Source organism: Caulobacter sp. GW821-FHT11E11 (assembly GCF_058808315.1).
In genome coordinates this window covers 485,158-508,322 of record NZ_JBXARO010000004.1, presented here as the reverse complement: position 1 = coordinate 508,322, position 23,165 = coordinate 485,158, and the positions used below count along the sequence as shown (strand labels likewise).

Genomic DNA, 23,165 nt, shown 5'->3' with positions numbered 1-23,165 from the left:
CGGCTCTTTGTGCGCGTCGCGGCGCGCGAGCTCAAGCGGGCGCGACTGGCGCCCCGAGGTTCCGGGGGATTGGCTCTCGTTCCCCCGCGAGCGCGGCCGCAGAACGATGGCGACAGAGGAGGACGCCATGCAACGATCGATCCTGCCCGGCCTGCTGGCCGCCCTGGTGCTGGCCGCGCCGCCTGCCTTCGCCGACCAGGACAACATCAAGCCCAAGACCGCCGCAAAGCAGGACCTTTCGGGCCTGACCGCCTTCGACCTGCGGGTCGGCAAGTGGAAGGCCACGCATCGCCGCCTGAAGGAACGCCTGGTCGGCGACACCCGCTGGGAGACCTTCACCGGCGAGCAGATCTGGTGGAAGACCATGAACGGCCAGGGCAATGCCGACGACAACCTGCTGCGCCTGCCCGATGGCGACTACTGGGGCCTGACCACCCGCGCCTACGACACGGCGACCGGCGAATGGGCCATCTGGTGGCTGGACGCCCGCAAGCCCGGCGTCATGGACACGCCGGTGAAAGGCCGGTTCGTCAACGGCGTCGGGACCTTCTACGCGGACGACACCCTGCGCGGAAAACCGATCAAGGTGCGCTTCACCTGGTCGAACATCACCGCGACCGGCGCCCACTGGGAGCAGGCCTTCTCGCCCGACGGCGGCAAGACCTGGGAGGTCAACTGGCACACCGATTTCGAGAAGATCAGCTGATGGACCTGCGCCGCCGTGACCTGATGGGGCTGGCCCTGGCCACGCCGGCCCTGATCGCCGCCCGCGAGGCCTTCGCCGGCGAGGGGAGGGGCTCGATCCACGACTTCGACTTCTTCATCGGCTCCTGGACCGTGCGCCACCGCCGCCTGCGCAAGCGGTTGGCGGGCAACACCGAGTGGGAAGAGTTCGACGGGACCACCGTGTGCCAGCCGCTCCTCGGTGGCGTCGTGAACCTCAATGAGAGCAAGGCCAACCGGGCCAGCGGCCCGACAGCGGGCATGGGTCTTCGCGCCTATGACGCCAAGACCGACACCTGGGCCGACTGGTACCTCAGCGCCGCCAATCCGCACGAGATCGGCCCGCCAGGGATCGGGCGGTTTTCGAACGGCGTCGGGACCTTCCTGTCGGACGAGACCTTCGAAGGACGGCCGATCAAGGTGCGCGGTCAGTTCCGCTCGCTGTCGGCGACAGAGGCGCAGTGGGACCAGGCCTTCTCGCCTGACGGCGGCGCGACCTGGGAGACCAACTGGATCATGCGCTATTCGAAGGTCTCGGCATGATCATCAGGCGCGCCCTGGCGGCGGACCTGCCGGTCCTAGCCCCGCTGTTCGACCGCTACCGCCAGTTCTACGGTCAGCCGGCCGATCCCGAGCGGGCGCGGGTCTTCCTGGCGCAGCGCCTGGAGCTGGACGAGTCCGTGGTGTTCCTGGCCTTCCACGGCGGCGAGGCGATCGGGTTCGTGCAGCTCTATCCCGGCTTCTCGTCGGTGCGGGCGGCGCGGACCTTCGTGCTGAACGACCTCTATGTGGCGGGCGACCGCCGGCGCGGGGGCGTGGGCCGGGCACTGGTCGAGGCGGCGGTCGAGCATGCTCGAGCGGCTGGGGCGGTGGGCCTCTCCCTGGTCACCGGCATCGACAACCGCCGGGCTCAGGCGCTGTACGAAGGCCTGGGCTGGACGCGCGAGACGGCCTTCGTCGAGTACGGCCTGTCGTTAGGGCGCGGGGACCTCGAAGATGTCCATGCGGCCGGGCCCGATGGCCGGGCAGTAGGCTGAGTAGAACAGCAGGCCCGGCCGGCGCGGATCGACCGCCGGGCCGTTGTTGATCTGCGCCGAGCAGTTGACCGGCGCCGGCAGCGGCTGGCGACCTTCGAAGGTCTTGCTGGCCACGTAGAGCTTCACGCTGCTCTCGGCCTTCAGATCGCCTGAGGCGAAGGCCAAGCGGCCGTCGGCCAGCAGGGTGGCGTCGAAGTCGTCCAGCGGACCGTTGACGCCGGGGCCCAGGTTGCGGACCGGCGCCTGCCCCGCCAGGTCGCCCTCGAACAGGTCCTGGCCGCCCGCGCCGCCATGGCCGTTGGACGAGAAGATCAGCTTGCCGTCCTTCGTCGGATTCGGCGCCCACTCGTCGCCGGCGGTGTTGAAGCGCGGACCAAGGTTGCTCGGCGCGCCGTAGGCCAGGGTCTTGGGATCGCGCTCTACCGCCCACAGGTCGTCTCCGCCAAGGCCGCCGGGCCGGTTGGAGAAGAAATAGACGGTGCGGCCATCCGGCGAGAATGCTGGGTCGAACTCGTTGGCCGGCGTCTCGAACGCCACCGGCGCAGGCTGGGTCCAGGCTTGTTTCCCCTTTGGGCCCTCGCGGCAGGTCTGGAGGATCTTCCAGTCGTCCTTCGTCGTGATCGAGCCCCACAGCACGCAGCGGCCATCGGGGCTGAAGGCCGGACGCACTTCGGAGGCCGGCGTGTCGACCACGCCGGGCATGAACGGCTTGGGCGCCGTGGCGATCGCGAGGGCGGCGAGGAGGCTCAGCATGAGCAGACCTTACCGCTCGCGAAGCCGCCAACCAGGGGACGATTGCGGAAACGAAAAACGCCGCCCCGGTTTCCCGGAGCGGCGCTGATCTTGTGAAGGTCCGAAGGCCCTATTTGCTTTCCGTCACCGGGGCCTTGCCAGCCGCGGCGGCCGCCTTGGCGGTGACCTCGGCGACCTTGGCCGCGGGCTTGGGCAGCTTCGGCGTGTTGGCGACGCCGCCGGCGCTGAGCACGGCGATGGCGCGTTGCAGCTGGAAGTCGCCCTTCTTGTCGTCGAAGGCGGTCGGCGGCGCTTCGGCCGGCGCGTGCGGCGCGACGCGGGTCTTGCCCTCGTCGGCGTTCAGCGCGTTCTTGAAGCTGGCCTCGCTGAACCACACACGGTTGGCGATGTCCTGGGCCTGGTCGCGGGTTTGGGCGACCTCGAGGTCCGGGGCGATGCCGGTCTTTTGGATCGAGCGGCCCGACGGCGTGAAGTACTTGGCCGTGGTCAGCTTCAGGGCGCCGTCGGCCCCGCCGCGCAGCGGGATCACGGTCTGCACCGAACCCTTGCCGAAGCTGGTCAGGCCGACCAGTTCGGCGCGGTGACGGTCCTGCAGGGCGCCGGCGACGATTTCAGCCGCCGAGGCCGAGCCCTGGTTGATCAGCACCACCATCGGCAGGCCGTTCAGCATGTCGCCCGCGCGGGCGTTGTAGCGCTGGATGTTGCGCGGATCGCGGCCGCGTTGGCTGACCACTTCGCCGCCGTCCAGGAACACGTCGGCCACGCCGACAGCTTGATCCAGCAGACCGCCCGGATTGTTCCGCAGGTCGAGGATCAGGCCCTTCATCTTCGGGTTTTTGGCCTTCAGGTCGCTGATCGACGACACGAGGGCGTCGGTGGCCTTCTCGTTGAAGCCGGGCAGGCGGACATAGCCGTAGTCGCCTTCCATGCGGGCGATGGCGGCCTTGGGCTTGATCACTTCGCGGACCAGCTTGACGTCGAACGGGTCGGTCTTGTCGCGGGCGATGGTCAGGGTGACCGGCTCGCCGGCCGTGCCGCGCATCTGCTTGACCGCTTCGGTGACCGTCAGGCCCAGCACGCTCTGGCCGTTGACGGCGGTGATGTAGTCGCCGGCCTGGATGCCCGCGCGCGAGGCCGGGGTGCCGTCCATCGGCGAGATGACCTTCACGACGCCGTCTTCGCTGGTGACCTCGATGCCGAGGCCGCCATACTCACCGCGCGTGGTGTCCTGCATGTCTTCGTAGCTGTCGGGCGACAGATAGCCCGAGTGCGGGTCGAGGCTGGTCAGCATGCCGTCCAGGGCCGCCTCGATCAGCTTCTTGTCGTCGACCTCGGTGACATACTGGTCCTCGACCGTGCCCAGCACGTCGCCGAAGAGCTCCAGCATCTTGTAGGTCTTGGTCTTGGGGGCGTTGTTCGCCTGAGCGATCGGGCTGACATAGGCCATGGCCCCCGCACCGAGGACGAAGGCCGAAACTCCGATGAGCAGATACTTGCGCATTAAGGCCCAGAAGGCTCCCTGGCGACGCGCGGCGTCGCAAACCGTGTTTAGCCCCGTCCAACCACTGACAGCGGCCGTAGGTAGAATTACGGCCACCATTACTGAAAAAGTCGTCTATCGCGACTCTTGTTTGAGCCAGCGCTCCGGGTCCGCCGGCTCGCCGTTCTCCCGGACCTCCAGATAGAGTTCCGGATCGAAAGATACATGATCCGGCATCTTCCCGATGGGGGCGCCGGCCGCGACAGATTGTCCGGGCGCCGCCGTTATCTGGTCGAGGCCGGCCAGGACGAGGTGGTAGGCGCCTTGCGATCGCAGGATCAGCACCGCGCCCCAGCCATTCAGCGCGCCAGCGTACTCGACGGTTCCGGCGGCGGGGGCGGTGACGGTCAGGCCCTTGTCGACGCGCATGGTCAGGCCGGGCGACTTGCCGCCGGCCGGCATCTCCTGGCCGAAGCGACGGACGATGGCCCCGGCGGCGGGCGGACGCAGGTGCAACGGCCCGGTGGCCTCGATCCGTCCCAGGCCGTCGGTCAGCACGCCCAGGGTGCGCAGCTCGTTCTCCTCGGTCAGGGCCTCGTGGGCGTAGGCGCGCTCCAGCTGGGTCTTCTCGATGATCAGGCGCTCGATCTCGCCCTTGCGGTCGGCGACCACGCTCTCGGCGGTGAACAGCTCGGCCGAGGCGGCGGCGGCCTCGCGGCGCAGGGTCCCGACGGCGGCGGCCTGGCGGGCATAGGCGTCGGCGCGGCGTTGCAGGTCGGGCGTCATGGCCCGGATCAGGATGGCGGCCCGCACCGCGTCGCGGGCGTTGTCGGGCGCCACCAGCAGGGCCGGCGGCGGATCGCGGCGGAACAGCTGCAGGGCCGACAGCAGCAGCGACAGCCGCTGCCGGTTGACGCCCAGGTCGGCCAGGATCGAGCGCTCGCGGGCGTTCAGGGCTTCCAGCCGCGCCCGCTTGGCGTCGACATCGGCCCCGGCGGTGATGCGGGCATGGTCCAGGCGGTCCAGCTCGGTCCGCAGGTCCTGGATCTCGCGGCGCGTGTCGGCGGCGGTCTGGCGATCCTTGGCGCGCTGGGTCTCGACGGCGCGATCGGCGCGCTGCCAGCCGACCACGACCGTCGGAACGGCGAGGGTGACGGCGATCAGGCCAATGACCAGGGAGCGGCGAAGCATCAGGGCCTTGATGCCCTAATCGCGGTGATAGGGCGAGCCCGACAGGATGGTGGCGGCGCGATAGATCTGCTCGGCCAGCATGGCGCGGGCCAGGGCGTGCGGCCAGGTCTGGATGCCGAAGGCCATGGTCTCGTTGGCGGTCGACAGGATCGAAGGATCCAGGCCGTCGGCCCCGCCGATCAGGAACACCACGCGGCGATTGCCGTCGTCGCGCAGCTTGGCCAGATGGTCGGAGAAAGCACGGCTCTTCCAGGCCTTGCCGTGCTCGTCACAGGCCACGACATAGGCGCCCTCCAGGTGCGGACGCAGCACCTCGGCCTCGGCGGCCTTGCCGGGCTTGCGGGCCTCGACCTCGAGGATGTCGACCGGACCCAGCGCCAGGGCGCGGCCCGACGCGGTGGCGCGGGACGCGTAGTCCACGGCCAGCTGCGCCTCGGCCATGCGGCCCAATTTTCCGACGGTGAGGATGGTGATCTTCATCGCGCCAGCCTTTGCCACGGACAGCGGCCCTCTTAAAGGTCCAGGCCATGACCGCGTTCCAGACGCCTCGCCTGATCGTCCGCCCTTTTGTGGCTGAAGACCTCGACGCCCTGGTCGCGATTGCCGGCGATCCGGCGGTGATGCGCTTCGTCGGCGACGGCCAGCCGCTGGATCTCGCGGCGGTGGCGGCGTGGATCGCCAAGTCGCGCGAGAACGTCGCCTGCCACGGCTACGGTACGGCTGCGGTCGTCGATCGCGAGAGCGGCGCGCTGGTCGGTTGGGCGGGCATGGCCCGGCCGCCAGAAGGTGGTGAGGAGCTGATCTACGGCCTCTCCCGCGCCTGGCAGGGACGGGGCCTGGGCCGCGAGATCCTGGAGGGGCTAGTCGCGGCCGCTCGCGCACGCGGCGCGGCTCAGCTACGCGCGCTGATCTATCCCGAGAACCACGCGTCGGCGGCTATGCTGGCGCGCGCCGGTTTCACCCTTGCCGACATGGCGTACGAGGGCGAGGACGACACGCATCTGTATGTCTTGGAGTTCGCCCGCTAGGGGCGGCTGCGGCGATGGCTCAGCCATCGCCGCGCGCGGAAGATCAGTTCGCAGCCGTACGGTGCGGGGCGTCGACCGCCCAGATCTTCTCGATGTTGTAGAAGCTGCGCACTTCGGGACGGAACAGGTGGACAACGACGTCGCCGGCGTCGATCAGCACCCAGTCGCAGTGCGGCAGGCCTTCGACCTTCGCCTTGCCGTAGCCGTTTTCCTTCAGCGCGCGCAGCAGGTGGTCGGCCAGAGCGCCGACGTGACGGTGCGAACGGCCGGACGCCACGATCAGGCTGTCGGCGACCGAGCTCTTGTCAGCCAAGTCGATGTGGACGATGTCCTGGGCCTTGTCGTCGTCGAGGCGGGTCAGGATCAGACGCTCGAGCGCCTTGATGTCCAGGGGCAGACTCAGGCCCGGGGATTCAGTCGAGGACTCGGCGCCGGCCGGGCCTTCGTGCGCATTAAGCGCGGGGTCGCTACGCAGCGTATTGCTCCTTATGGGGTCGCTGTGGATATCCTCTATAGCACGGAATTGGGCGAAAAGTGAGAGTTCGCGTGCGGGCGGTCGATTCAGCCGATGGCTAGAGGCGTTCGGGCAACGCTGAAAAGCTTCGCCTTTAGCCCTTTTGGCGGGCGCGCATGGCGGTCGAGGACGCGAAATTCAGCGGTCCTGTGAGATAGACCCACGCCGGCGACTTGGCGTCCGGCAGCTTGGCGGCGGCGCTGGCCGGCCAGCGGGCGAAGGCGAAGCGCCGGGCGGCGGGCGAGGTGCGAGCCTTCAGCGAGATCCACGGTCGCGAGATCACCGCGACGGGCACCTCGCGCATGATCTGGGTCCAGCCGCGCCAGCGGTGGAAGGTGGCCAGGCTGTCGGCGCCCATCACCCAGACGAACTTCACGCCGGGATAGCGGGCCCGCAGCACCCGCAGGGTGTCGATCGTGTATTGCGAGCCAAGCCGCGTCTCGACATCGGAGACGATCATGCCCGAGCCGCGCGCCCAGCGCTGGGCGGCGGCCATGCGTTCGGCGACGGGGCGGGTCTCGTGCGACGACTTCAGCGGGTTCTGCGGCGAGACCAGCCAGATGACGCGGTCCAGCTCCAGGCGACGCATGGCCGTCTCGGCTACGTGGGCGTGACCCTCGTGCGCCGGGTTGAAGCTGCCGCCGAACAGGCCGACGCGCATCCCGGGCTCCAGGTGGAACCCGAGGCGTTGCGCGCTTGGCCGACCGGCCTCAGGGACGAGTCTGGCCGGTCCCGCGAACCACATATTTGAACGTCGTCAGCTGCTCGGCCCCAACCGGACCGCGGGCATGAAGCTTGTCGGTGGCGATGCCGATCTCGGCGCCGAAGCCGAACTCGCCGCCGTCGGCGAACTGGGTCGAGGCGTTGACCAGCACGATGGCGCTGTCGACCTCGGTCACGAAGGCGTCGGCGGCGCCGGCGTCCTCGGTGACAATCGCGTCGGTGTGACCCGAGCCGTAGGTCGCGATGTGCTGGGCCGCGCCGGCCACGCCGTCGACCACGGCCACGGCCAGGATCGGGGCCAGGTACTCGGTGGTCCAGTCCTCGACCGTCGCCTTTTTCATAGTCGGCTCGATGGCGCGGGCGGCGGCGTCGCCGCGCAGCTCGCAGCCGGCCCGGATCAGGGCGTCGGCGATCGGGGGCAGCAGCTTTTCAGCGGCGGCCTTGTCGATCAGCAGGGTCTCGGCCGAACCGCAGACCGACACGCGGCGCAGCTTGGCGTTGACGACAATGTCGACGGCCTTCTTCAGGTCCGCGCCCGCATGGACGAAGACGTGGTTCAGGCCTTCCAGGTGGCCCAGCACCGGAGCGCGGGCCTCGGCCTGGACGCGGGCGACCAGGCTCTTGCCGCCGCGCGGGATGATCAGGTCGATGGCCTTGTCCAGGCCCGACAGGATGGCGCCGACGGCGGCGCGGTCGGGGGTCTTGACGATCTGGACAGCGGCGGCGGGCAGGCCGGCCTTCGCCAGGCCGCGCTCGATGGCGGCGTGGATGGCGAGGTTGGAGTGGATGCACTCCGAGCCGCCGCGCAGGATCACCGCATTGCCCGAGCGCACGCACAGCGCGGCCGCGTCGGCGGTCACGTTGGGCCGGCTCTCATAGATCATGGCGATGACGCCGATCGGCGTGCGGACGCGGGCGATGTCCAGGCCGTTGGGCCGGGTCCAGCGCGAGGTGGCGACGCCGATCGGGTCGGGGATGGCCGCGACCGCTTCGACGCCGGCGGCCACGCCTTCCAGGCGCGCCTCGTCCAGCAGCAGGCGCTCCTGCATCGGGGCGGTCAGGCCGTTGGCGCCGGCGCGGGCCAGGTCCTTGGCGTTGGCGGCCAGGATGGCGGCGGCGTCCTCGCGGATCGCGGCGGCCATGGCCAGGATGGCGGCGGTGCGCTGCTCTGGCGTGGCGAGACGAAGCGCGCGCGCGCCTTCGCGCGCCGTCCGGCCCATCCCCGCCATCGTCGCCTGGAGGCTCGCGCCCGCGTCGTCCATCACCCTGGTTCCTGGTAAGTTATGCTCAGGTTGAGGCTTACCTAGGCGCTTTCAGGGCAGGATGAAACCGGGTTCGTCTGAAAACGGATGGAGTTTGTCTGCGGCGAGGAGGGTTGCCGTCCTTGATGACGCATGCGAGCTATGCTTCGGGGCTACAACCTTAGGGGTGTCTCGGCATGAGGGGCGTGTTTCTGGCGATCGTGTTGACCCTCCAGGCCGCGCAGGCGCTCTCCCCGGACGCCGCAGCGCGCATCGCGCCAGTCGAGGCCGCGATCCGGGCGGAGCAGGAGGCCCAGGCTCGGCGGCCGCCGCCCGCCAGCGACGGCGAGGCCTTGGTCCGGATGCTCGATGTCGAGCAGGCGGGGCGCAAGGCAATGATCAAGGTCGACCTGCACGACCTGCCCAAGCCCGAACGAGACATGGCCTTCCGGGCGATGTGGGCGCCAATCTTGGCCGTCGACAAAGCCAACCAGGACCGGCTGCTCACCATGGCGCCGCCCGAGGGCTGGTTCTACAGGAGCAAGTACGGCTCGGACGGCGCGGAGGCCGCATTCCTGATTGTGCAACACGGTGATCTCGAGCTGTGGCGCCGCTTCGTGCCAGTGCTGGAGCCGCTGGTGGCCAAGGGCGAGGTCAAGGGAACGGACTACGCGCTGATGTTCGACCGCCTGGCGCTCGAGGAGGGCCGGCCCCAGCGCTATGGCAGCCAGATGACTTGCAAGGACGGCAAGTACGTCGTCGACACGCTGGAAGACCCCGACCACGTCGAGGAACGTCGCAAGGCGATGGGATTTGGCGAGACCCTGGAGGCCTACGCCCAGCACTTCGCCGACTATCCGCCGTGCGGCTGAGGGGAGAGAGCGTCACCATGCCGCGCCTCGCTGGCAGCGGCTTATTGGTCACAGTGTGACCGGTATTCGCGGACTGGTCATCTCCTCGCCTTATGAGGGGCGTCGGGCGCACCTATCTGTGCGTTCCGAGGAGCCCATGGACAGTTTGCTTTCCCCCGTCACCGCGTTCGTTTCTGAGCACCAGGCCTGGGCCGGTCCGATCCTCGGGATTCTCACGCTTCTGGAATCGATGCTCCTGATCGGCGCGTTCGTGCCGGCGACGGCGCTGATGCTGCTGGCCGGCGGTCTGATCGCCAGCGGCGCGCTTGATCCGGTCGAGGTGTTCTTCTGGTGCGTGGCCGGCGCGGTGCTGGGCGACGCCATTTCCTTCCAGATCGGCCGCCAGCTGGGCGCCCGCGCCCTGCGCCATCCGGTCCTGCGTCCGCGTCGCCGCGCCGTGGCCCGCACGCGCCTGTTCGCCCGCCAGTATGGCGTGGCCTCGGTGTTCGTCGGACGGTTCTTCGGCCCGCTGCGGGCCTTCGTGCCGGTGATGGTCGGCATGCTGCGGATGCGTCGCTGGGTCTTCCAGCTGGCCAATGTGACCTCGGCCATGCTGTGGGTCGGCGTGCTGCTGGCCCCGGGCTATCTGGCGGCGCGCGGCCTGGCGTTGCTGGAGCTGCAAGGCTGGGTGCTGTGGCTTGTTCTGGGCGGCGGCGCGGTGGTGGTCCTGGGCGGCTCGGCCTTGATCAACGCCCTGCGCCGTCCGGCTCCGCGTCGGCGTCAGCTGCTGCCGACGTTCTAGAACAAAGGCCGGCGGATGAACCGCCGGCCCTCATCATCCCCGCTATTCCGCGTCCCAGGCGTAGGCTTTGTCCAGCCAGTCGCCCAGGCGACCGTCCGGACGCGCCAGACCGTGGATGCGGGTCATCTCGTCGTCGGACAGGCTGAAGTCGAGGATGTCGAAGTTCTCCGCGATGCGCGCCGGGTTCTTGGTGCGCGGAATGGCGATGACGCCCTGCTGAATGATCCAGCGCAGGGTGACCTGGCCCGGCGTCTTGCCATGCGCGCGGCCGATCTCGACCAGCACCGGATCGTCGGCGATCTTGCCCTGGGCCAAAGGCGACCAGGCGGTGATCGAGGTCCCCAGTTCGTCGGCCTTGGCCTTCAGCGTCTTCAGCGACAGGTAGGGGTGGTACTCGACCTGGTCGGTGGCGATCGGGGCGTCCGACAGCTTGCTGGCCTCTTCCAGCAGGGTCGAAGGGAAGTTCGACAGGCCGATGGCGCGGGTCCAGCCCTTGGCGCGGACCTCGTTCAGGGCCTTCAGGGTCTCGGCCAGCGGCACCTCGGGCTTGGGCCAATGCAGCAGCAAGAGGTCGACATGGTCGACGCCCAGGCGCTCCAGGCTCTTCTCGGCCGAGCGCTGCAGGTCGCCGTCGGCGAACTTGTCGATCCAGACCTTGGTGGTCAGGAAGATCTCGTCGCGCTTGATCCCGCTGTTCTTGATGCCGGCGCCGACGTCGCGCTCGTTGCCATAGATCTGGGCGGTGTCGATGTGGCGGTAGCCGACCTCCAGCGCCTTCTCGACCAGCGGGACGGCCGTGCCGTTCTCCAGCTGCCAGGTGCCGAAACCGAGGGCGGGCATCAGGACATCGCCCGAGCGGACGGCGGGTACGAGCTTGGACATGGGGAACTCCGGAAAAGCGATCAGGCGGATATGGGGGCGGGCTTGGCCAGCGGCGCCCTGGTGCGAACGCGTAAGAGAAACACGAAGATCAGGGCGACGGCGGCGAAGGCCAGGCTCATCTCGACCATGGTCAGCACCACGGCGGGATAGCCGCGCTTGGCCACGTTCATGAACGGGTACGGATAGAAGCCCGACAACGCCCCATGGACCAGGGTCCAGGCGCCGAACAGGGCCGGAAAGGCCATGGCCTTGGCCGCCGCGATCCCGCGCGCCTGGCCCGCTCCGCCGCGCAGGGCGACGTCGGCCAGATAGGCCAGCGGGGTGATCGTATGCAGGATGAGGTTGGACACGAAACGCAGACCCTGCGGGTTCCACTGGCTGGCCAGCAGCAGGTGGTAGACCACGGCGGTGATCGTCAGATAGGTCGCGATCGCCGCGCGCGGACCGCTTTGTTCGGCCCAGGTCGCGAACCGGCTGGTCGGCGCGACCAGCGGCGCGGTCAGAGCAGCGGCGGCCAGCATGTTCGACAGGATGGTAAAGTAGCTGAAGAATTCGACCGACTTCACGGCGGCCGAGACCAGGGTCTCGTCATAGACCATCAGGCCGTACTGCAGGGCCGGGCCCAGGCAGGCGATGGCGGCGATCAGGATACGCCAGGCTCTCATGCGGTCTCCGTCGGATGGGCTTCGTCCCAGGCCTTCAGCACCTTCTTGGGCGCGGTGGCGCGCCACTGGCGCAGGACCAGCCGCTCGACCGTGCCGCGATGGGCGCCCGCCAGCCGGACCAGGACATAGGGGTAGTTCTTGAAGTGGTCGGTGAAGTGGAAGACGTCCGGCTCGGCCTCGATCAGCATCTCGCGCTCGTCGAACGGCACGGCCGGGCAGACCAGGCTTTCGCCGTCCTCGAACAGGCGGGTCAGGAACTTGCCGTGCGCCTTCAGGCACGGGCGGCCATAGGCGGTCCCGTCCTCGACGCCGGGCAGTTTGAACGCGAAGGCTCTCACGTCTTCGTATGTCATGGGCAACCCCTCGGAACCGCGACTATATGTTGCGAATGGACACCGAGAACACCCTGAAGACGCCGGTGCTGGTGCTGGGCGCGACCAGCCTGATCGGCGGTCACCTGCTGGCCCTGCTCAAGGCCGAGGACCTGGATCCGACAGCCTTCAGCCGCCGGCCGCCGACCGAGGAGACCTGCTGGATCGGCGGCGATCTGAAGGATCCCGACCTGGACGAGCGCCTGCCGCCGGCGGCCACGGTGTTCTCGCTGTCGCCGATCTGGCTGCTGCCCCACGCCCTGCCGACCTTGAAGGCGCGGGGCATGGAGCGGCTGATCGCGTTTTCCTCGACCAGCCGCTTCACCAAGACCGACTCCCCGGACGCCGGCGAGCGGGCCGTGGCCCTGGAGCTGGCCGGCGCGGAAGCCGCGGTCGAAAAGTGGTGCGCCGAGCACGGCGTGGCCTGGACCATCCTGCGGCCGACCCTGATCTATGACGAAGGCCATGACGAGAACGTCAGCCGCATCGCCCGCCTGATCCGCCGTTTCCACCTGATGCCGCTGTCGGGCAAGGGCGAGGGCCTGCGCCAGCCGGTGCACGCCGCCGACCTGGCCGCCGGCGCCCTGGCCGCCGCCCACGCCCCGGCCACGCGCAACCGCGCCTACGACCTGGTGGGCGGCGAGACGGTGACCTATCGCGTGATGGTCGACCGGGTGTTCGAGGGCCTGGGCAAGCACCCGCGCAGCCTGCCTATGCCGGTGTGGCTGTTTGGCCTGATCATGCGCCTGGCCAAGCCGTTCTATCCCGGCGCGACCGTCGCCATGGGCGCGCGGATGGGCCAGGACCTGACGTTCGACAGCTCGGACGCCATGCGGGACTTCGGGTGGAGCCCCCGCAAGTTCCACCCGCGCTTCTAGTCCGCGCCTAATCGGCGTCTGTCAGCACCATGGCGAACGGCGTCAACGCGCCGTCGCGCTCGACATAGCCGCTGACCAGCTTGCGGTCGGGCGGCAGGACGCCGAGGTCGATCTCTTCGCCGGGGAACACCACGATGCGGCGGTCGCCGATGCAGACCACCAGCTCGTAGCCGTCCAGAGCCCGGCGCGACATGTTCTTGATGTAGGAATAGTAGGGCTCGCGTCGCCAGGCGGCCGGCTTACCGGCGTCCACGACGATGTTCAGGCGCTTGCCGTCGCGGTCGCTGTACATCACGAAGCCAGCCTTGTCGGGCCGCCACTCGGGGCCCAGCTTCTCGGACGTGATCCACAGGCACATGAAGCCCCGGCAGGCCGTCGGGCGCAGCTCGTAGTTGCCGCAGCCGCCGCCCTTCCTGAAGTGCGTGCACCAGACGCCATCGGCCTTGTCCAGGGCCTCGATCGCCAGGACCTTGCAGCACAGGCCGCACGCGCCGCAGGACTTGCCGGCGGCGGGTTGGGCGAATTCCAGCGGGCTCATGCCGCGAAGCTCCGGACGACCCCCAGGTCGACATCACGGTCGGGACGGATCTCGAAACCGCGCTGGCCGACCAGCACGTTCAGGGTCAGGCCGTCGGCGGCGCCGCGCGCGGCCCAGGCTCGTAGGGTGGCGTGATAAGGAGCCTTGCGCCAGGCCTCGGGGCTGGCCGGATCGACCTCGACCACCATGCGCTGGCCCTGGTCTTCGCGGTGCAGGATGAAGCGCGCGCGGTCGGGCCGCCACTCCTCGCCTAGGCCTTCGCTTTTTAGCCAATAGCAGGCGAAGTCGGCGCAGGCGGTCGGGCGATCGACGTAGATCGCGCAGCCCGCGCCCTTCTTGAAATGGCCGCACCAGGCGTGGGGCGGCTTGGCCAGCGCCTCCACGCCCATCAGCTTGCAGCACATGCCGCAACCGCCGCAGCTCTTGTCGCCCATCTCGCCCCTGCCCGAACCGAGCTTAATCGTCAGGAGGCGGACATTACGAAACTTGTGTGACGGTTTGATGGGCCGGAGACGTCAGCCGTTCTTCGCGGGGCAGGCCGACCGGGTCAGGTCGTAGTGGGCGAACGGCGCTTCCTTGGCGCCGGTGCGGGCGACGATGGTCCAGGTCAGCCGGTCGCCGTCGCGCCGCCAGCGATTGAGGAAGCTGGCGTCCGGATAGGCATAGGCGATGTCGAAGCCGCCCGGCTGCACCTCGCCCTTGCCGACGGCGGTGAAGTCGCCGCCGAAGCTGTCGGCCCAGAAGCCGGAGACGCCGGTGGGCGCTCCGTCCTTGGGCGGCGCGCCCCGGCCGGCCAGCACCAGGTGGGCCGCATAACGATCCTTCGGATCGGCCTTGGCGAAACTGTCGGCGTCAACCGTCAGCGCGGTCCCGAGCGCGACCCGACGGGCAGCTAGCGTGATCTCGACCGGCTTGCCCATGACGTCGCCGGCGCCGCGCCAGCAGCCTTCCAGCGCGCGGACCTCGGCGGGAATGGGTGCTGGCGGCGGATCCTCCGCACGCGCGGCTCCAGCCGTGGCCAGCAACAAGACGCTCACGCTCACCAGACGCATATTTCTACTCGACACCCGTCTCGCTCCAGACGCCCAGCTCATTGCCGGACGGGTCGGTGAAATGGAAGCGGCGGCCGCCGGGGAAGCTGAAGATCGGGGCGGTGATCACGCCGCCGGCCTTCACCACCTTGTCCAACATGGCTTCCAGGTCGTTGGCGTACAGGATGACCAGCGGTCGCTCGGTGGCGCCTTCCTGCGGCTTGGTGAAACCACCGTCGGCGCCCTGGCCCTCGAAGGCGACATAGTCGGGACCGTAGTCGACGAAGCTCCAGCCGAAGGCGGCCGAATAGAAACTCTTGGTGGCCGGCAGGTCGCCGCCGGGCCATTCGATATAGTCGATCTTGCCGTCTTCACGCATGGCGGTCTCCTTGAACGATGTTCCGCAAATGTTCTAATTGGCCGCTAAGGCAGAGTCCAGACGCTGGTGCGCTTGACGGCGAAGTCCTCGAGTTCGCGGGTGGTCTCGACCTGGTACTCGGCCAGCTTCACCAGGTCGTCCTTGCGGAAATAGGTGCGGCCCGGGTCGCCGATCAGCACGCTAGACCCGCTGGCCCGGCCCTGCCGCAGCCAGTCCATCACCGCCTCGGCCATGGGCTTTTCGTAGCAGATGTCGCCGGCCAGCAGCACGTCGGCTCTCGGTGGCGGGGAGTCCAGCAGGTTGATGTCGGTGAAGCTCACCGCGACGCCGTTGGCCTCGGCGTTCAGGCCGACGGCGGCCTCGCAGAAGACGTCGATGTCGGCCGCCAGCACGCTGGTCGCGCCGGCCTTCATGGCCGCGATGGCGACGATGCCCGAGCCGGTGGCGAAATCGATCACCCGCTTGCCGGCGACGGTCTCTGGGTGATCGAGGATATAGCGCGCTAGGGCCTGGCCGCCGGCCCAGGCGAAGGCCCAGAACGGCGGCGGCAGGCCGATCGCTTCCAGCGCTTCCTCGGTCAGCTTCCAGATTGGGGTGATCTCGTCGGCCAGGTGCAGCGACAGCTCCGGCGCGTGCGGCGTCGGCTGGAAGCGCGTGTTGTCGCGGATGAAGGCCCGGCGGCCTTCCAGGGTCTGGACGATCATGGCGCGCTTAGAGCACGCCCCCGCCTAGGCGGCGACCGTCTTGCTCGAGGCGGCCTTCAGCACGGTCAGATAGCCCGGCGCGGTCAGCATGCCGCTGGTCAGGCCCTTCTTCTCGAGCACCCTGTGGGCCAGCGGCAGGTTCCAGCAAGGGGTGTGCATGAACATGTGATGCTCGGAATGGAAGTTCACATAGTAGGGCGCGATCAGGGCGCGTTCGAGCCAGTTGGCGCTGGTGGTGCGAGCGTGGCGGAACGGGTCGGGCTCGTCCTTGGCCACCAGGGCGTGCTCGGCGATGTTGCGCAGGCGGGTGACCAACGGGAACCACGTGGCCATCGGCACGATCCAGAGGGCGAACCAGGCCCACCACAGGCCCATCGCCGACAGCACCACGAGGATGCCGAGGTTCCACAGCAGGAACGGCTTCTGCCGCGCCACCTCGCCGGCGAAGATCACGCCTTTCGGTTGGTCGCCCTTCATCTTTCCCAGCAAGGGCCCGAACCGCTGCTTGAAGAAGGTCTGGCCCGTCAGGTCGCGGATGATCTTCCGCCGCAGCGACGCCCGCGTGGTCGGGAAGGGCGCCGACAGGATCAGGTCCGGGTCCTCGGCCTGCTGGGCGAACTTGTGGTGGGTCAGGTGATAGGGGCGGTAGCTGGCCAGGGAGGCGCCCGTCGGGGCGGCGCACAGCCACTCGCCAAGCCAGTCATTGACCTTGAGGTTCGGATGCAGGCCGCCGTGCGCGGCCTCATGCATCAGGATCGCCAGGCCCAGCTGCCGCGCGCCGATCAGCATGACGGCCAGCACATAGGTCAGCGGATTGGGGAAGAAGACGAACAGCGCCCCGGCGGCGATGATCACGGCCCAGGCGTGGGCCACCATGGCGATGCCGCGCCAGGACGAGCGCGCGGAAATCCGCGTCCATTCGGCGGGCGTGAACAGGTCCTGCGGTTTGACGCGGGGGGCTACGGCCATGGAACGATCATCGCACATTCAGCTTAGGCCTGACAGGATGACCCGACGTCACATTTGGAGCCGCCCATGCGCCGACTGATCCCCGCTCTCGTTCTGGCCGCCACGTGCGCCGCCCTCGCGCTACCGGCCAGCGCCGCCAGCTTCGACTGCCGCAAGGCCCGCACCGCCGACGAGAAGGCGATCTGCGCCGAGCGATCCTTGAACGACAAGGACGTGCGGATGGACGTGCTCTACGGGATCAACCGCCACACTCTGGCGATGGGCGGGCGCGGCGCGCTCATCGACCAGCAACAGGAATGGCTGCGTAATCGCCGCGCGTGCGGGGCCAACAAGGCTTGCCTGAACCGCGCCTACGACAAGCGGCTAGGCGAGCTGGAGAACGGCATGCAGCGCATCTACCAGCAGGGGCCGTTCTAGGCAGATCCCCTTCCTCGCGAGGAAGGGGTGGCTAGAACCGCACGCCCGGCTTCCACAGCCCGGCCACCAGGCCCGCGAAGACGATCACGCCGGCGATGGCGTTGGACTTGAAAAGCTTCAGCGCCAAGGGGCCGTCGTCCACGCGGACGGCAGCCGCTTGGCGCGACAGGTGCAGGGCGAACAACGCCGCCAGCGGCAGGAATAGCGGGCCGACATCGCCTGCCCAGCCGGCCGCGAACACGAAGCAGAACGAGGCCAGGTAGAAGGCCGCCACGCCGATCTGGACGTGACCGCCCAGCCGACGGGTCGACGACTTGATGCCGGCCAGGGCGTCGTCCTCGATGTCCTGGATCGCGTAGATCGTGTCGTAGCCCAGGGTCCAGAAGATCCCCGCGATGTAGAGCAGGGCGGCCGACCAAGAGAGATGGCCGGTGGCGGCGGCGTAGCCCAACAGGGCCCCCCAGTTGAAGGTCAGGCCCAGCCACGCCTGCGGCCACCAGGTGATGCGCTTCATGAACGGGTAGCCGGCCACCAGGCCCAGCGACAGCACGCCCAGCCCGATCGCCACCCAGCCCAGGGTCAGCAGGATCAGCAGGCTGACCAGGCTGCAGCCCACCAGGAACAGCCAGGCCTGCTTGACGGTGATCAGGCCCGCCGGGATCGGGCGCATCGCGGTGCGAGCCACTTGCGCGTCGAAGTCGCGGTCGACGATGTCGTTGAACGCGCAGCCGGCCGCCCGCATCAGGGCCGCGCCGATGAATACCGCCAGCAGCAGCAGCGGGTTTGGCCAGCGGCCCTGCTCGGCGGCCGCCAGGGCGATGCCTTGCCAGCCGGGCAACATCAGCAGCCAGATCCCCGCCGGCCGATCGAACCGGCCCAGCTTCAGCCAGGGCCGCAGGCCCTCGGGGGCGTGGCGGTCGACCCAGTTGGTCGCGGCGGCGTCGGGCAGGATCGCTGTGGTCATGCGGCGAGGCTTAACCCGCGCGCTTTGCGGCGTCCTATAGGGAAGATCGATCCTCTCAGTAGAAACGATCAATTGGATTTATCTGCCCCCAGCGGCGAAGGTCTTCCTGCAAGCCATTCGCAGGAGCCCGCCATGACCACCGCCGCCATTCGCCTGTCCGGTTGGAGCCTGCTGCTGGCGGGCGTCGGGGCCGGGATCGTCCTGCCTCATCCGGTGACCACCAGCCTGTGGACCGCTTCGGCCAAGCTGTTCGCCCGCGTCGGCGACCACGAGATGGTCCGCCGCCTGACCGCCGCCACCAAGTTCGGCCCCCGCGTCGAGCGCGGCATGAACCGCCGTCCGCCGCGTCGGGTCGGCGGCGTGGCCGAGGCGTTCTAGGCCTTCAGCGCCGCGACGACCTCGTCACTGGTGACGATGGCGTGGGCATAGGTCGGGCCGTTGATGTCGTGGGCCGCGTGCAGGGCTTCGTCGCTGAAGGCGGCGGTGGCGTCGCGCACCAGGGTCACGTGATAGCCCAGCTCAGAAGCCGAACGGCCGGTACCCTCGACGCAGGTGTGGGCTGCCAGGCCGATCAGCACGAGGTGGGTGGCCCCGCGCTGCTTCAGCCGCAAGTCCAGATCCGTGCCGGAAAAACCGCTGGACCAGTGCTCGCCGACGATCACGTCGCCCGGCTTCGGCGCGAAGTCCGGATGCCATTCGCCACCCCAGCCGCCCTTCTCGAACACCAGGCCTCGAGCGCTGGCCTGGATATACGGATTGGGATGCTCCCAGGTGTCGAGATCGCCCGGCGCGTAGCGGTGGTGCGGGACGACGAACACCGTGACCCCCGCCGCGCGGGCGGCGGCCAGCACCGCCTTCATGTGGTCGTGCAGCCCTTCGGCGCCCTTCGTGGCGGCCACGCGGCCCCACAGCTTGCCGCCGTCGGCCAGGAAGTCGTTGTAGGGATCAATCAGCAGCAGGGCGGTGCGGCCCTTGGGGAGGACAAGATCGCTCATGAAAGGCTCGCTTAAGGTTCCGCCGGGCTTTGACCGATCCTGCGCCCGCGCTAGCCTTGCGTCTTGCACCAGCGCGATCCCCGAATGACCCCTGAGCCCGTCCGCAAGAAGCGCCGAGACCTGACCCGCACGGAGCGCCGGCTGCTCGACGGCCTGGGCGGTGCCCTGTTCGCCACGGGCGCGGTGGGCCTGGTCGTTCCTTACATGCCGACGACTGTGTTCTGGATCGGCGCGGTGCTGTGTTTCCTCAAGACCCGACCGCATACGGTCCGGCCGATGCTGCGCGTGCCGGTGATCGGGCCGGCGATCCGCTGGTTCCTGCGCTGGCGGCCGTTCGGCGGCGGACGCAAGCGCAGACGGAAGGGCTGACGGCGGGCCGCTAAAGCACTATCTCCCCGCCCATGACCGACGCGATCGAGGCTGAAGACGAAACCGGCGCCCGCAAGCGCGCGCTGTCGAACCGCCAGGTGCTGGCCTTCGTGGCCCGCTTCTGGAAGCGGCGGCCGGTGCTGTTTGGCCTGGGCGTCGGCCTGACCCTGGTGGCGATCGCCTTCGACCTGGCCCTGCCCTACGCCTCGGGCCACCTGGTGGACATCATCGGCAGCAAGCCGCGCGGCGACGTCGCCGCCTGGCAGGCGCTGGGCGTGTTCGTCGGCGTCTATTTCGCCTTCGCGGTGGTGCGCAACATCGCCCACCGGTTCTGGATACCGCTGGCGGCCCGGAACATGGAGGAGATGACCAACGAAGGTTTTGCGAAAGTGCAGGCCTTCTCGTCGGACTGGCACGCCGACAGCTTCGCCGGCGCGACCGTGCGCAAGCTGACCCGCGCCATGTGGGGCTATGACAGCGTCACCGACGCGGTGACCATCTGGCTGGGGCCGGGCATCATCGTGCTGGTCGGCCTGTCGATCGGCATGCTGCTGCGCCAGCCGCTGGCGGGCGCGATCTCGCTGATCGTCGTGGTGGCCTATCTGTCGGTGAACCTGTGGATCACCGAGCGTTACGTGCGCCCCAGCAACCTGCGCTCCAACGCCCTGGACTCGCAGATCGGCGGGGCGCTGGCCGACGCCGTGACCTCCAACCCAACCGTGAAGAGCTTCGGCGCCGAGCAGCGCGAGGCCGCGCGCCTGGCCGAGGTCACCGCCGCCTGGCGCGACGCGGTGATGGTCACCTGGAGCCGCTTCACCGACGTCTGGCTGGGTCAGAACCTGCTGCTGGTGGTGCTGCAGGCCGGCCTGACCGGGGCCATGGTCTGGGGCTGGGCCAAGGGCACAGCGACGCCCGGTGACGTGGTCTTCGCCATCACCTCGTTCATGCTGATGAGCGGCTATCTGCGGAATCTGGGCGAGAACATCCGCATGCTGCAGAAGGGCATCGACGACACCGAGGACGTTGCGGCCTGGACCAGCCTCGCGCCCCAGATCGCCGACATCCCCGACGCGCCGGCCTTCCAGCCGGGTCCCGGGAGCATCGAGTTCAAGGACGTCACCTTCCGCTACAAGGCGGCCGGCGCGCCGCTGTACGACCACTTCAGCCTGAAGATCGCGCCCGGCGAGCGGGTGGCGCTGGTCGGGCCGACGGGCTCGGGCAAGTCGACCTTCGTCAAGCTGGTTCAGCGACTGCACGACCTGCAGGACGGGGCGATCGTCATCGACGGCCAGGACGTCTCGCGGGTCAGCCAGGCCTCCCTGCGCCGCGCCATCGCGGTGGTGCCGCAGGACCCGGCCCTGTTCCACCGCTCTCTGTTCGAAAACATCGCCTACGGCAAGCCCGGCGCGACCCGCGAGGAGGTCGAGGCGGCGGCCAAGAAGGCCAAGGCTCACGACTTCATCCTGCGCCTGCCCCAGGGCTACGACACCCTGGTCGGCGAGCGGGGTGTCAAGCTGTCGGGCGGCGAGCGCCAGCGCGTGGCCATCGCCCGCGCCTTCCTGACCGACGCGCCGATCCTCGTTTTGGACGAGGCGACCTCGTCGCTGGACGTCGAGACCGAGGGCCAGGTCCAGGCCGCCGCCGAGGCGCTGATGGACGGGCGCACGACCATCGTCATCGCCCACCGCCTGTCGACCGTGCGCGGCGCCGACCGCATCCTGGTCTTCCAGGGCGGGCGGGTCGTCGAGGAGGGCCGCCACGCCGACCTGGCAGCCGGTGGCGGGGTCTATGCCCGGCTGAACGCGATCAGCGCTGGGGTGGGTTAGGCGGGCGGATATCCGTCGGCAGCCAGACGCCCGGCTTGTTGGGAACGCTGCCGTTGCAGCCGTCGCCCGCAGGGGCCAGCACTAGCCGCTGGTCGCCGACCAGCAGGTCGCGGCGCGTGGTCGGCTCCTCGGCCCGCACCGTGCCCGCCTTCAGCGCCGCGTCGATGTCGACGCCGGGGCAGGACGAGCTGGCCTCGGCGACCTGCCGCCACCCATGGTCGGTAGCCTTGAAGGCGACGAAGCTGGAGCCGTTGGCCAGCAGCACCTCGTCGGTCCCGTCGCCGTCGATGTCGATCACCAGGGCCGAGCACTGCATGCCGGCGAAGGTGCAGACCACGTTCGAGCTGTTGTTGGTCCAGTCCTGGGTCTTGAAGCTGCCCGGTAGCGCCTTGCCGGCCGGATAGACCTTCATGTTGGCGAAGTCCGGCCCGCGGTTGGCGGGGGCGTAGATCTTTTCCTTCATGGCCGCGGCGTCGGCGGCGCGCTTGGCGATGTCGGGGTTCTTGTCGGTCTTCAGCCGGTCCAGCGCCTCGCGACCGTAACGACCGCTGTCGAAGCGCAGGAACTGGTAGTCGAACTTCTCCGGCGCGACCTTGCCGGCCTCCAGGCGCTGGGCCTGGCTGTTCACCGACAGGCGGGCCGGGTCGGCGATCGGGGTGAACAGGGCGACCAGCAGCACGACCGCGACCACGGCCAGGAGCAGGTTGGTCGGCTCCAGCGTCTTCATCCAGGCGCCGGGGCGGATCGCGGCGATCGCATAGCCCAGGGCGTAGCCGGCGGCGACCACCACGAAGGCGGCGGCGAACACCCGCTCGGGCGTCAGGCCGTACTGGTCGACGCGCAGGAAGAGGGCGTAGCCGGCCAGGATGGCGATCGGGATCAGCAGCACCCCGGCGATCCGCGCGGCCCAACGCAGGACGACCGGGCCGGGCTCGGTCCCGTCCTGATAGGCGGCGTTGATCAGCACGATCAGGTGGGCGGCGGCCGACAGCAGCAGGGCGGTGGCGGCCTTGGTCTTCCACAGCGGCGCCAGGCCCGTGAACGGCAGGCTGGCCAGGAAGCCGGCCGCGATCAGGGTCATCAGCGGCAGCAGCCAGGCCAGCAGGGTGAGCGCGACGGTGCGCACGCCGCGCACCAGGCCGGCGCGGACGTCGGTCAGCTGCACGGCGGCGGCGAACATCACGCAGGTGGCCGGCATGGCGAAGGCCGCCTCGTTGGTCAGCTTCTGGATGGCGTCGATGCCGATCAGCTTGAACAGCGCCCCGCCCAGCGCGATCACGATCCAGAACACGCCGGTGAAGGCGATCGACAGCACCAGCTGCACCCCGTGCATCCAGGCCAGGTCGAAGTATTCCGCGTAGGGGGCCACCGGCTTGCGGGCGGCCTCCGCCGGCTGGATCAGGTGGTGGGCGATGAACAGCAGCGCCGCCACGGCCGGGAACACCGCCGGCGACAGGGCCCCCGCGCCGATCCGGCCGGGCGCGGCCCCGGTCCAAGCGGCGTGGACCGCCAGCACGGCCGCCAGCACGGTCGCGATCGCGCTCCAGACGATCAGCGGCGTGCGGCGCATGGCCGACAGCCCGCCCAGCGCGATCAGCGGGACCATCAGGATGCAGACCAGCAGCGGCGCGAACAGCAGTGGCTGAGTGGCCGGCCAGGTCTTGGTGTCGTCGGCATGATGCAGCAGGAACAGCAGCACGCCCTGGGCGAGGCCGATCGCCAGGCGCGTCACGGCGGCGGTGCGAACCGTCTTGGCGTCAGTCGCGTCCATGCGGGCGTTTCTCTCCGTTTCGGCGACAGCACCACGCTAGCGCACCGTTGTGAAGCTGCGTGT

Annotated in this window: 30 protein-coding genes; 11 read left to right on the top strand and 19 right to left on the bottom strand. The window is 69.2% G+C overall.

All coding sequences use genetic code 11. The features are described 5' to 3' along the window. Positions 1–127: 127 nt before the first annotated feature. Genes AC1RR5_RS12720 through AC1RR5_RS12710 form a run of 3 tightly spaced genes read left to right on the top strand, consistent with a single transcriptional unit; the run spans position 128 to position 1,760 of the window. Positions 128–706, top strand: a complete 579-nt coding sequence (locus AC1RR5_RS12720; protein WP_492922003.1) for a DUF1579 domain-containing protein — start codon at positions 128–130, stop codon at positions 704–706. Further along, positions 706–1,266: a DUF1579 domain-containing protein gene (locus tag AC1RR5_RS12715; RefSeq protein WP_492922002.1), complete on the top strand. Its 561-nt coding sequence runs from the start codon at positions 706–708 to the stop codon at positions 1,264–1,266. Before AC1RR5_RS12720 ends, AC1RR5_RS12715 begins: the two co-directional genes overlap by 1 nt. Further along, the gene (locus AC1RR5_RS12710; RefSeq protein ID WP_492922001.1) at positions 1,263–1,760 is read left to right on the top strand and encodes a GNAT family N-acetyltransferase; all 498 of its coding nucleotides are present in this window, start codon (positions 1,263–1,265) and stop codon (positions 1,758–1,760) included. Before AC1RR5_RS12715 ends, AC1RR5_RS12710 begins: the two co-directional genes overlap by 4 nt. On the opposite strand, the gene AC1RR5_RS12705 is transcribed toward AC1RR5_RS12710, so the two are convergent. The 4 genes from AC1RR5_RS12705 to rlmH all read right to left on the bottom strand — a co-directional run bounded on the left by AC1RR5_RS12705 (position 1,698) and on the right by rlmH (position 5,664). Further along, entirely contained in the window at positions 1,698–2,513 is an 816-nt protein-coding gene (locus AC1RR5_RS12705; protein ID WP_492922000.1) for a TolB family protein, read from the bottom strand. The genes AC1RR5_RS12710 and AC1RR5_RS12705 overlap by 63 nt on opposite strands. A 109-nt stretch (positions 2,514–2,622) precedes the next feature. Then, positions 2,623–4,014: a S41 family peptidase gene (locus AC1RR5_RS12700; protein ID WP_492921999.1), complete on the bottom strand. Its 1,392-nt coding sequence runs from the start codon at positions 4,012–4,014 to the stop codon at positions 2,623–2,625. Positions 4,015–4,128: 114 nt separating this feature from the next. Continuing rightward, positions 4,129–5,184, bottom strand: a complete 1,056-nt coding sequence (locus AC1RR5_RS12695) for a murein hydrolase activator EnvC family protein (protein WP_492921998.1) — start codon at positions 5,182–5,184, stop codon at positions 4,129–4,131. Positions 5,185–5,199: 15 nt separating this feature from the next. Beyond that, positions 5,200–5,664, bottom strand: coding sequence for a 23S rRNA (pseudouridine(1915)-N(3))-methyltransferase RlmH (gene rlmH, locus AC1RR5_RS12690; protein ID WP_492921997.1), 465 nt, complete (start codon positions 5,662–5,664; stop codon positions 5,200–5,202). 47 nt (positions 5,665–5,711) lie between these two features. Between rlmH and AC1RR5_RS12685 the strand changes: the two genes are divergently transcribed. Next, positions 5,712–6,212 carry a GNAT family N-acetyltransferase gene (locus AC1RR5_RS12685; RefSeq protein WP_492921996.1) on the top strand — a complete coding sequence of 167 codons (501 nt, stop codon included), beginning with the start codon at positions 5,712–5,714 and terminating at the stop codon, positions 6,210–6,212. Positions 6,213–6,255: 43 nt separating this feature from the next. Here AC1RR5_RS12685 and rsfS read toward each other — a convergent pair whose 3' ends face one another. The 3 genes from rsfS to AC1RR5_RS12670 all read right to left on the bottom strand — a co-directional run bounded on the left by rsfS (position 6,256) and on the right by AC1RR5_RS12670 (position 8,711). Beyond that, complete coding sequence (gene rsfS / locus AC1RR5_RS12680; protein WP_454761984.1) at positions 6,256–6,687, bottom strand: ribosome silencing factor; 432 nt, start codon at positions 6,685–6,687, stop codon at positions 6,256–6,258. Positions 6,688–6,820: 133 nt separating this feature from the next. Beyond that, the gene (locus AC1RR5_RS12675) at positions 6,821–7,471 is read right to left on the bottom strand and encodes a nicotinate-nucleotide adenylyltransferase (RefSeq protein ID WP_492921995.1); all 651 of its coding nucleotides are present in this window, start codon (positions 7,469–7,471) and stop codon (positions 6,821–6,823) included. After that, positions 7,437–8,711: a glutamate-5-semialdehyde dehydrogenase gene (locus AC1RR5_RS12670; protein WP_492921994.1), complete on the bottom strand. Its 1,275-nt coding sequence runs from the start codon at positions 8,709–8,711 to the stop codon at positions 7,437–7,439. The genes AC1RR5_RS12675 and AC1RR5_RS12670 overlap by 35 nt, the downstream gene beginning before the upstream one ends. 176 nt (positions 8,712–8,887) lie before the next feature. Here AC1RR5_RS12670 and AC1RR5_RS12665 point away from each other — a divergent pair, with 176 nt between their 5' ends. Together AC1RR5_RS12665 and AC1RR5_RS12660 are read left to right on the top strand one after the other, a co-directional pair. Beyond that, the gene (locus AC1RR5_RS12665; RefSeq protein WP_492921993.1) at positions 8,888–9,562 is read left to right on the top strand and encodes a DUF6624 domain-containing protein; all 675 of its coding nucleotides are present in this window, start codon (positions 8,888–8,890) and stop codon (positions 9,560–9,562) included. Positions 9,563–9,698: 136 nt separating this feature from the next. Beyond that, positions 9,699–10,343 carry a DedA family protein gene (locus tag AC1RR5_RS12660; protein ID WP_492921992.1) on the top strand — a complete coding sequence of 215 codons (645 nt, stop codon included), beginning with the start codon at positions 9,699–9,701 and terminating at the stop codon, positions 10,341–10,343. A 42-nt stretch (positions 10,344–10,385) separates the two neighbouring features. Here AC1RR5_RS12660 and AC1RR5_RS12655 read toward each other — a convergent pair whose 3' ends face one another. From AC1RR5_RS12655 to AC1RR5_RS12645, 3 genes are read right to left on the bottom strand one after another with little or no spacing between them, the layout of a single operon-like run. Further along, the gene (locus tag AC1RR5_RS12655) at positions 10,386–11,225 is read right to left on the bottom strand and encodes an aldo/keto reductase (protein WP_492921991.1); all 840 of its coding nucleotides are present in this window, start codon (positions 11,223–11,225) and stop codon (positions 10,386–10,388) included. A 20-nt stretch (positions 11,226–11,245) separates the two neighbouring features. Then, complete coding sequence (locus AC1RR5_RS12650) at positions 11,246–11,890, bottom strand: Pr6Pr family membrane protein (RefSeq protein WP_492921990.1); 645 nt, start codon at positions 11,888–11,890, stop codon at positions 11,246–11,248. Beyond that, the gene (locus AC1RR5_RS12645) at positions 11,887–12,249 is read right to left on the bottom strand and encodes an MmcQ/YjbR family DNA-binding protein (RefSeq protein ID WP_492921989.1); all 363 of its coding nucleotides are present in this window, start codon (positions 12,247–12,249) and stop codon (positions 11,887–11,889) included. The genes AC1RR5_RS12650 and AC1RR5_RS12645 overlap by 4 nt, the downstream gene beginning before the upstream one ends. 29 nt (positions 12,250–12,278) lie before the next feature. On the opposite strand from AC1RR5_RS12645, the gene AC1RR5_RS12640 reads away from it, so the two are divergent. Then, positions 12,279–13,139 (top strand): SDR family oxidoreductase, encoded by an 861-nt coding sequence (locus AC1RR5_RS12640; protein ID WP_492921988.1) that lies wholly within the window; start codon positions 12,279–12,281, stop codon positions 13,137–13,139. Between the two features lie 7 nt (positions 13,140–13,146). Here the strand turns inward: AC1RR5_RS12640 and AC1RR5_RS12635 are convergent, their stop codons facing one another. From AC1RR5_RS12635 to AC1RR5_RS12610, 6 genes are all read right to left on the bottom strand, one after another. Further along, complete coding sequence (locus tag AC1RR5_RS12635; RefSeq protein ID WP_492921987.1) at positions 13,147–13,677, bottom strand: CxxCxxCC domain-containing protein; 531 nt, start codon at positions 13,675–13,677, stop codon at positions 13,147–13,149. Then, a complete protein-coding gene (locus AC1RR5_RS12630) occupies positions 13,674–14,111 on the bottom strand; it encodes a YkgJ family cysteine cluster protein (protein WP_492921985.1) in 438 nt (145 codons plus the stop codon). Before AC1RR5_RS12630 ends, AC1RR5_RS12635 begins: the two co-directional genes overlap by 4 nt. Positions 14,112–14,192: 81 nt before the next feature. Next, positions 14,193–14,729: a hypothetical protein gene (locus AC1RR5_RS12625; RefSeq protein ID WP_492921983.1), complete on the bottom strand. Its 537-nt coding sequence runs from the start codon at positions 14,727–14,729 to the stop codon at positions 14,193–14,195. Positions 14,730–14,733: 4 nt separating this feature from the next. Beyond that, on the bottom strand, positions 14,734–15,087 hold the full coding sequence (locus AC1RR5_RS12620; protein ID WP_492921981.1) for a VOC family protein: 354 nt from the start codon (positions 15,085–15,087) through the stop codon (positions 14,734–14,736). Positions 15,088–15,131: 44 nt separating this feature from the next. Next, positions 15,132–15,791, bottom strand: a complete 660-nt coding sequence (locus AC1RR5_RS12615) for a class I SAM-dependent methyltransferase (protein ID WP_492921980.1) — start codon at positions 15,789–15,791, stop codon at positions 15,132–15,134. 24 nt (positions 15,792–15,815) lie between these two features. Then, a complete protein-coding gene (locus tag AC1RR5_RS12610) occupies positions 15,816–16,760 on the bottom strand; it encodes a fatty acid desaturase family protein (RefSeq protein WP_492921978.1) in 945 nt (314 codons plus the stop codon). Positions 16,761–16,826: 66 nt separating this feature from the next. On the opposite strand from AC1RR5_RS12610, the gene AC1RR5_RS12605 reads away from it, so the two are divergent. Next, a complete protein-coding gene (locus tag AC1RR5_RS12605) occupies positions 16,827–17,177 on the top strand; it encodes a lysozyme inhibitor LprI family protein (RefSeq protein WP_492921976.1) in 351 nt (116 codons plus the stop codon). Between the two features lie 31 nt (positions 17,178–17,208). Here AC1RR5_RS12605 and ubiA read toward each other — a convergent pair whose 3' ends face one another. Then, entirely contained in the window at positions 17,209–18,141 is a 933-nt protein-coding gene (gene ubiA, locus AC1RR5_RS12600) for a 4-hydroxybenzoate octaprenyltransferase (RefSeq protein ID WP_492921975.1), read from the bottom strand. A 132-nt stretch (positions 18,142–18,273) separates the two neighbouring features. On the opposite strand from ubiA, the gene AC1RR5_RS12595 reads away from it, so the two are divergent. After that, positions 18,274–18,519 (top strand): hypothetical protein, encoded by a 246-nt coding sequence (locus tag AC1RR5_RS12595; protein WP_492921973.1) that lies wholly within the window; start codon positions 18,274–18,276, stop codon positions 18,517–18,519. Here AC1RR5_RS12595 and AC1RR5_RS12590 read toward each other — a convergent pair. Beyond that, positions 18,516–19,136 (bottom strand): cysteine hydrolase family protein, encoded by a 621-nt coding sequence (locus tag AC1RR5_RS12590; protein WP_492921971.1) that lies wholly within the window; start codon positions 19,134–19,136, stop codon positions 18,516–18,518. The genes AC1RR5_RS12595 and AC1RR5_RS12590 overlap by 4 nt on opposite strands. 84 nt (positions 19,137–19,220) lie before the next feature. Between AC1RR5_RS12590 and AC1RR5_RS12585 the strand changes: the two genes are divergently transcribed. Both AC1RR5_RS12585 and AC1RR5_RS12580 read left to right on the top strand, forming a co-directional pair. Continuing rightward, entirely contained in the window at positions 19,221–19,505 is a 285-nt protein-coding gene (locus tag AC1RR5_RS12585) for a DUF454 family protein (protein ID WP_492921969.1), read from the top strand. A gap of 32 nt (positions 19,506–19,537) precedes the next feature. After that, entirely contained in the window at positions 19,538–21,331 is a 1,794-nt protein-coding gene (locus AC1RR5_RS12580; RefSeq protein WP_492921967.1) for an ABC transporter ATP-binding protein, read from the top strand. On the opposite strand, the gene AC1RR5_RS12575 is transcribed toward AC1RR5_RS12580, so the two are convergent. Next, complete coding sequence (locus tag AC1RR5_RS12575; protein WP_492921965.1) at positions 21,312–23,102, bottom strand: DUF4153 domain-containing protein; 1,791 nt, start codon at positions 23,100–23,102, stop codon at positions 21,312–21,314. The genes AC1RR5_RS12580 and AC1RR5_RS12575 overlap by 20 nt on opposite strands. Between the last annotated feature and the right edge of the window lie 63 nt (positions 23,103–23,165).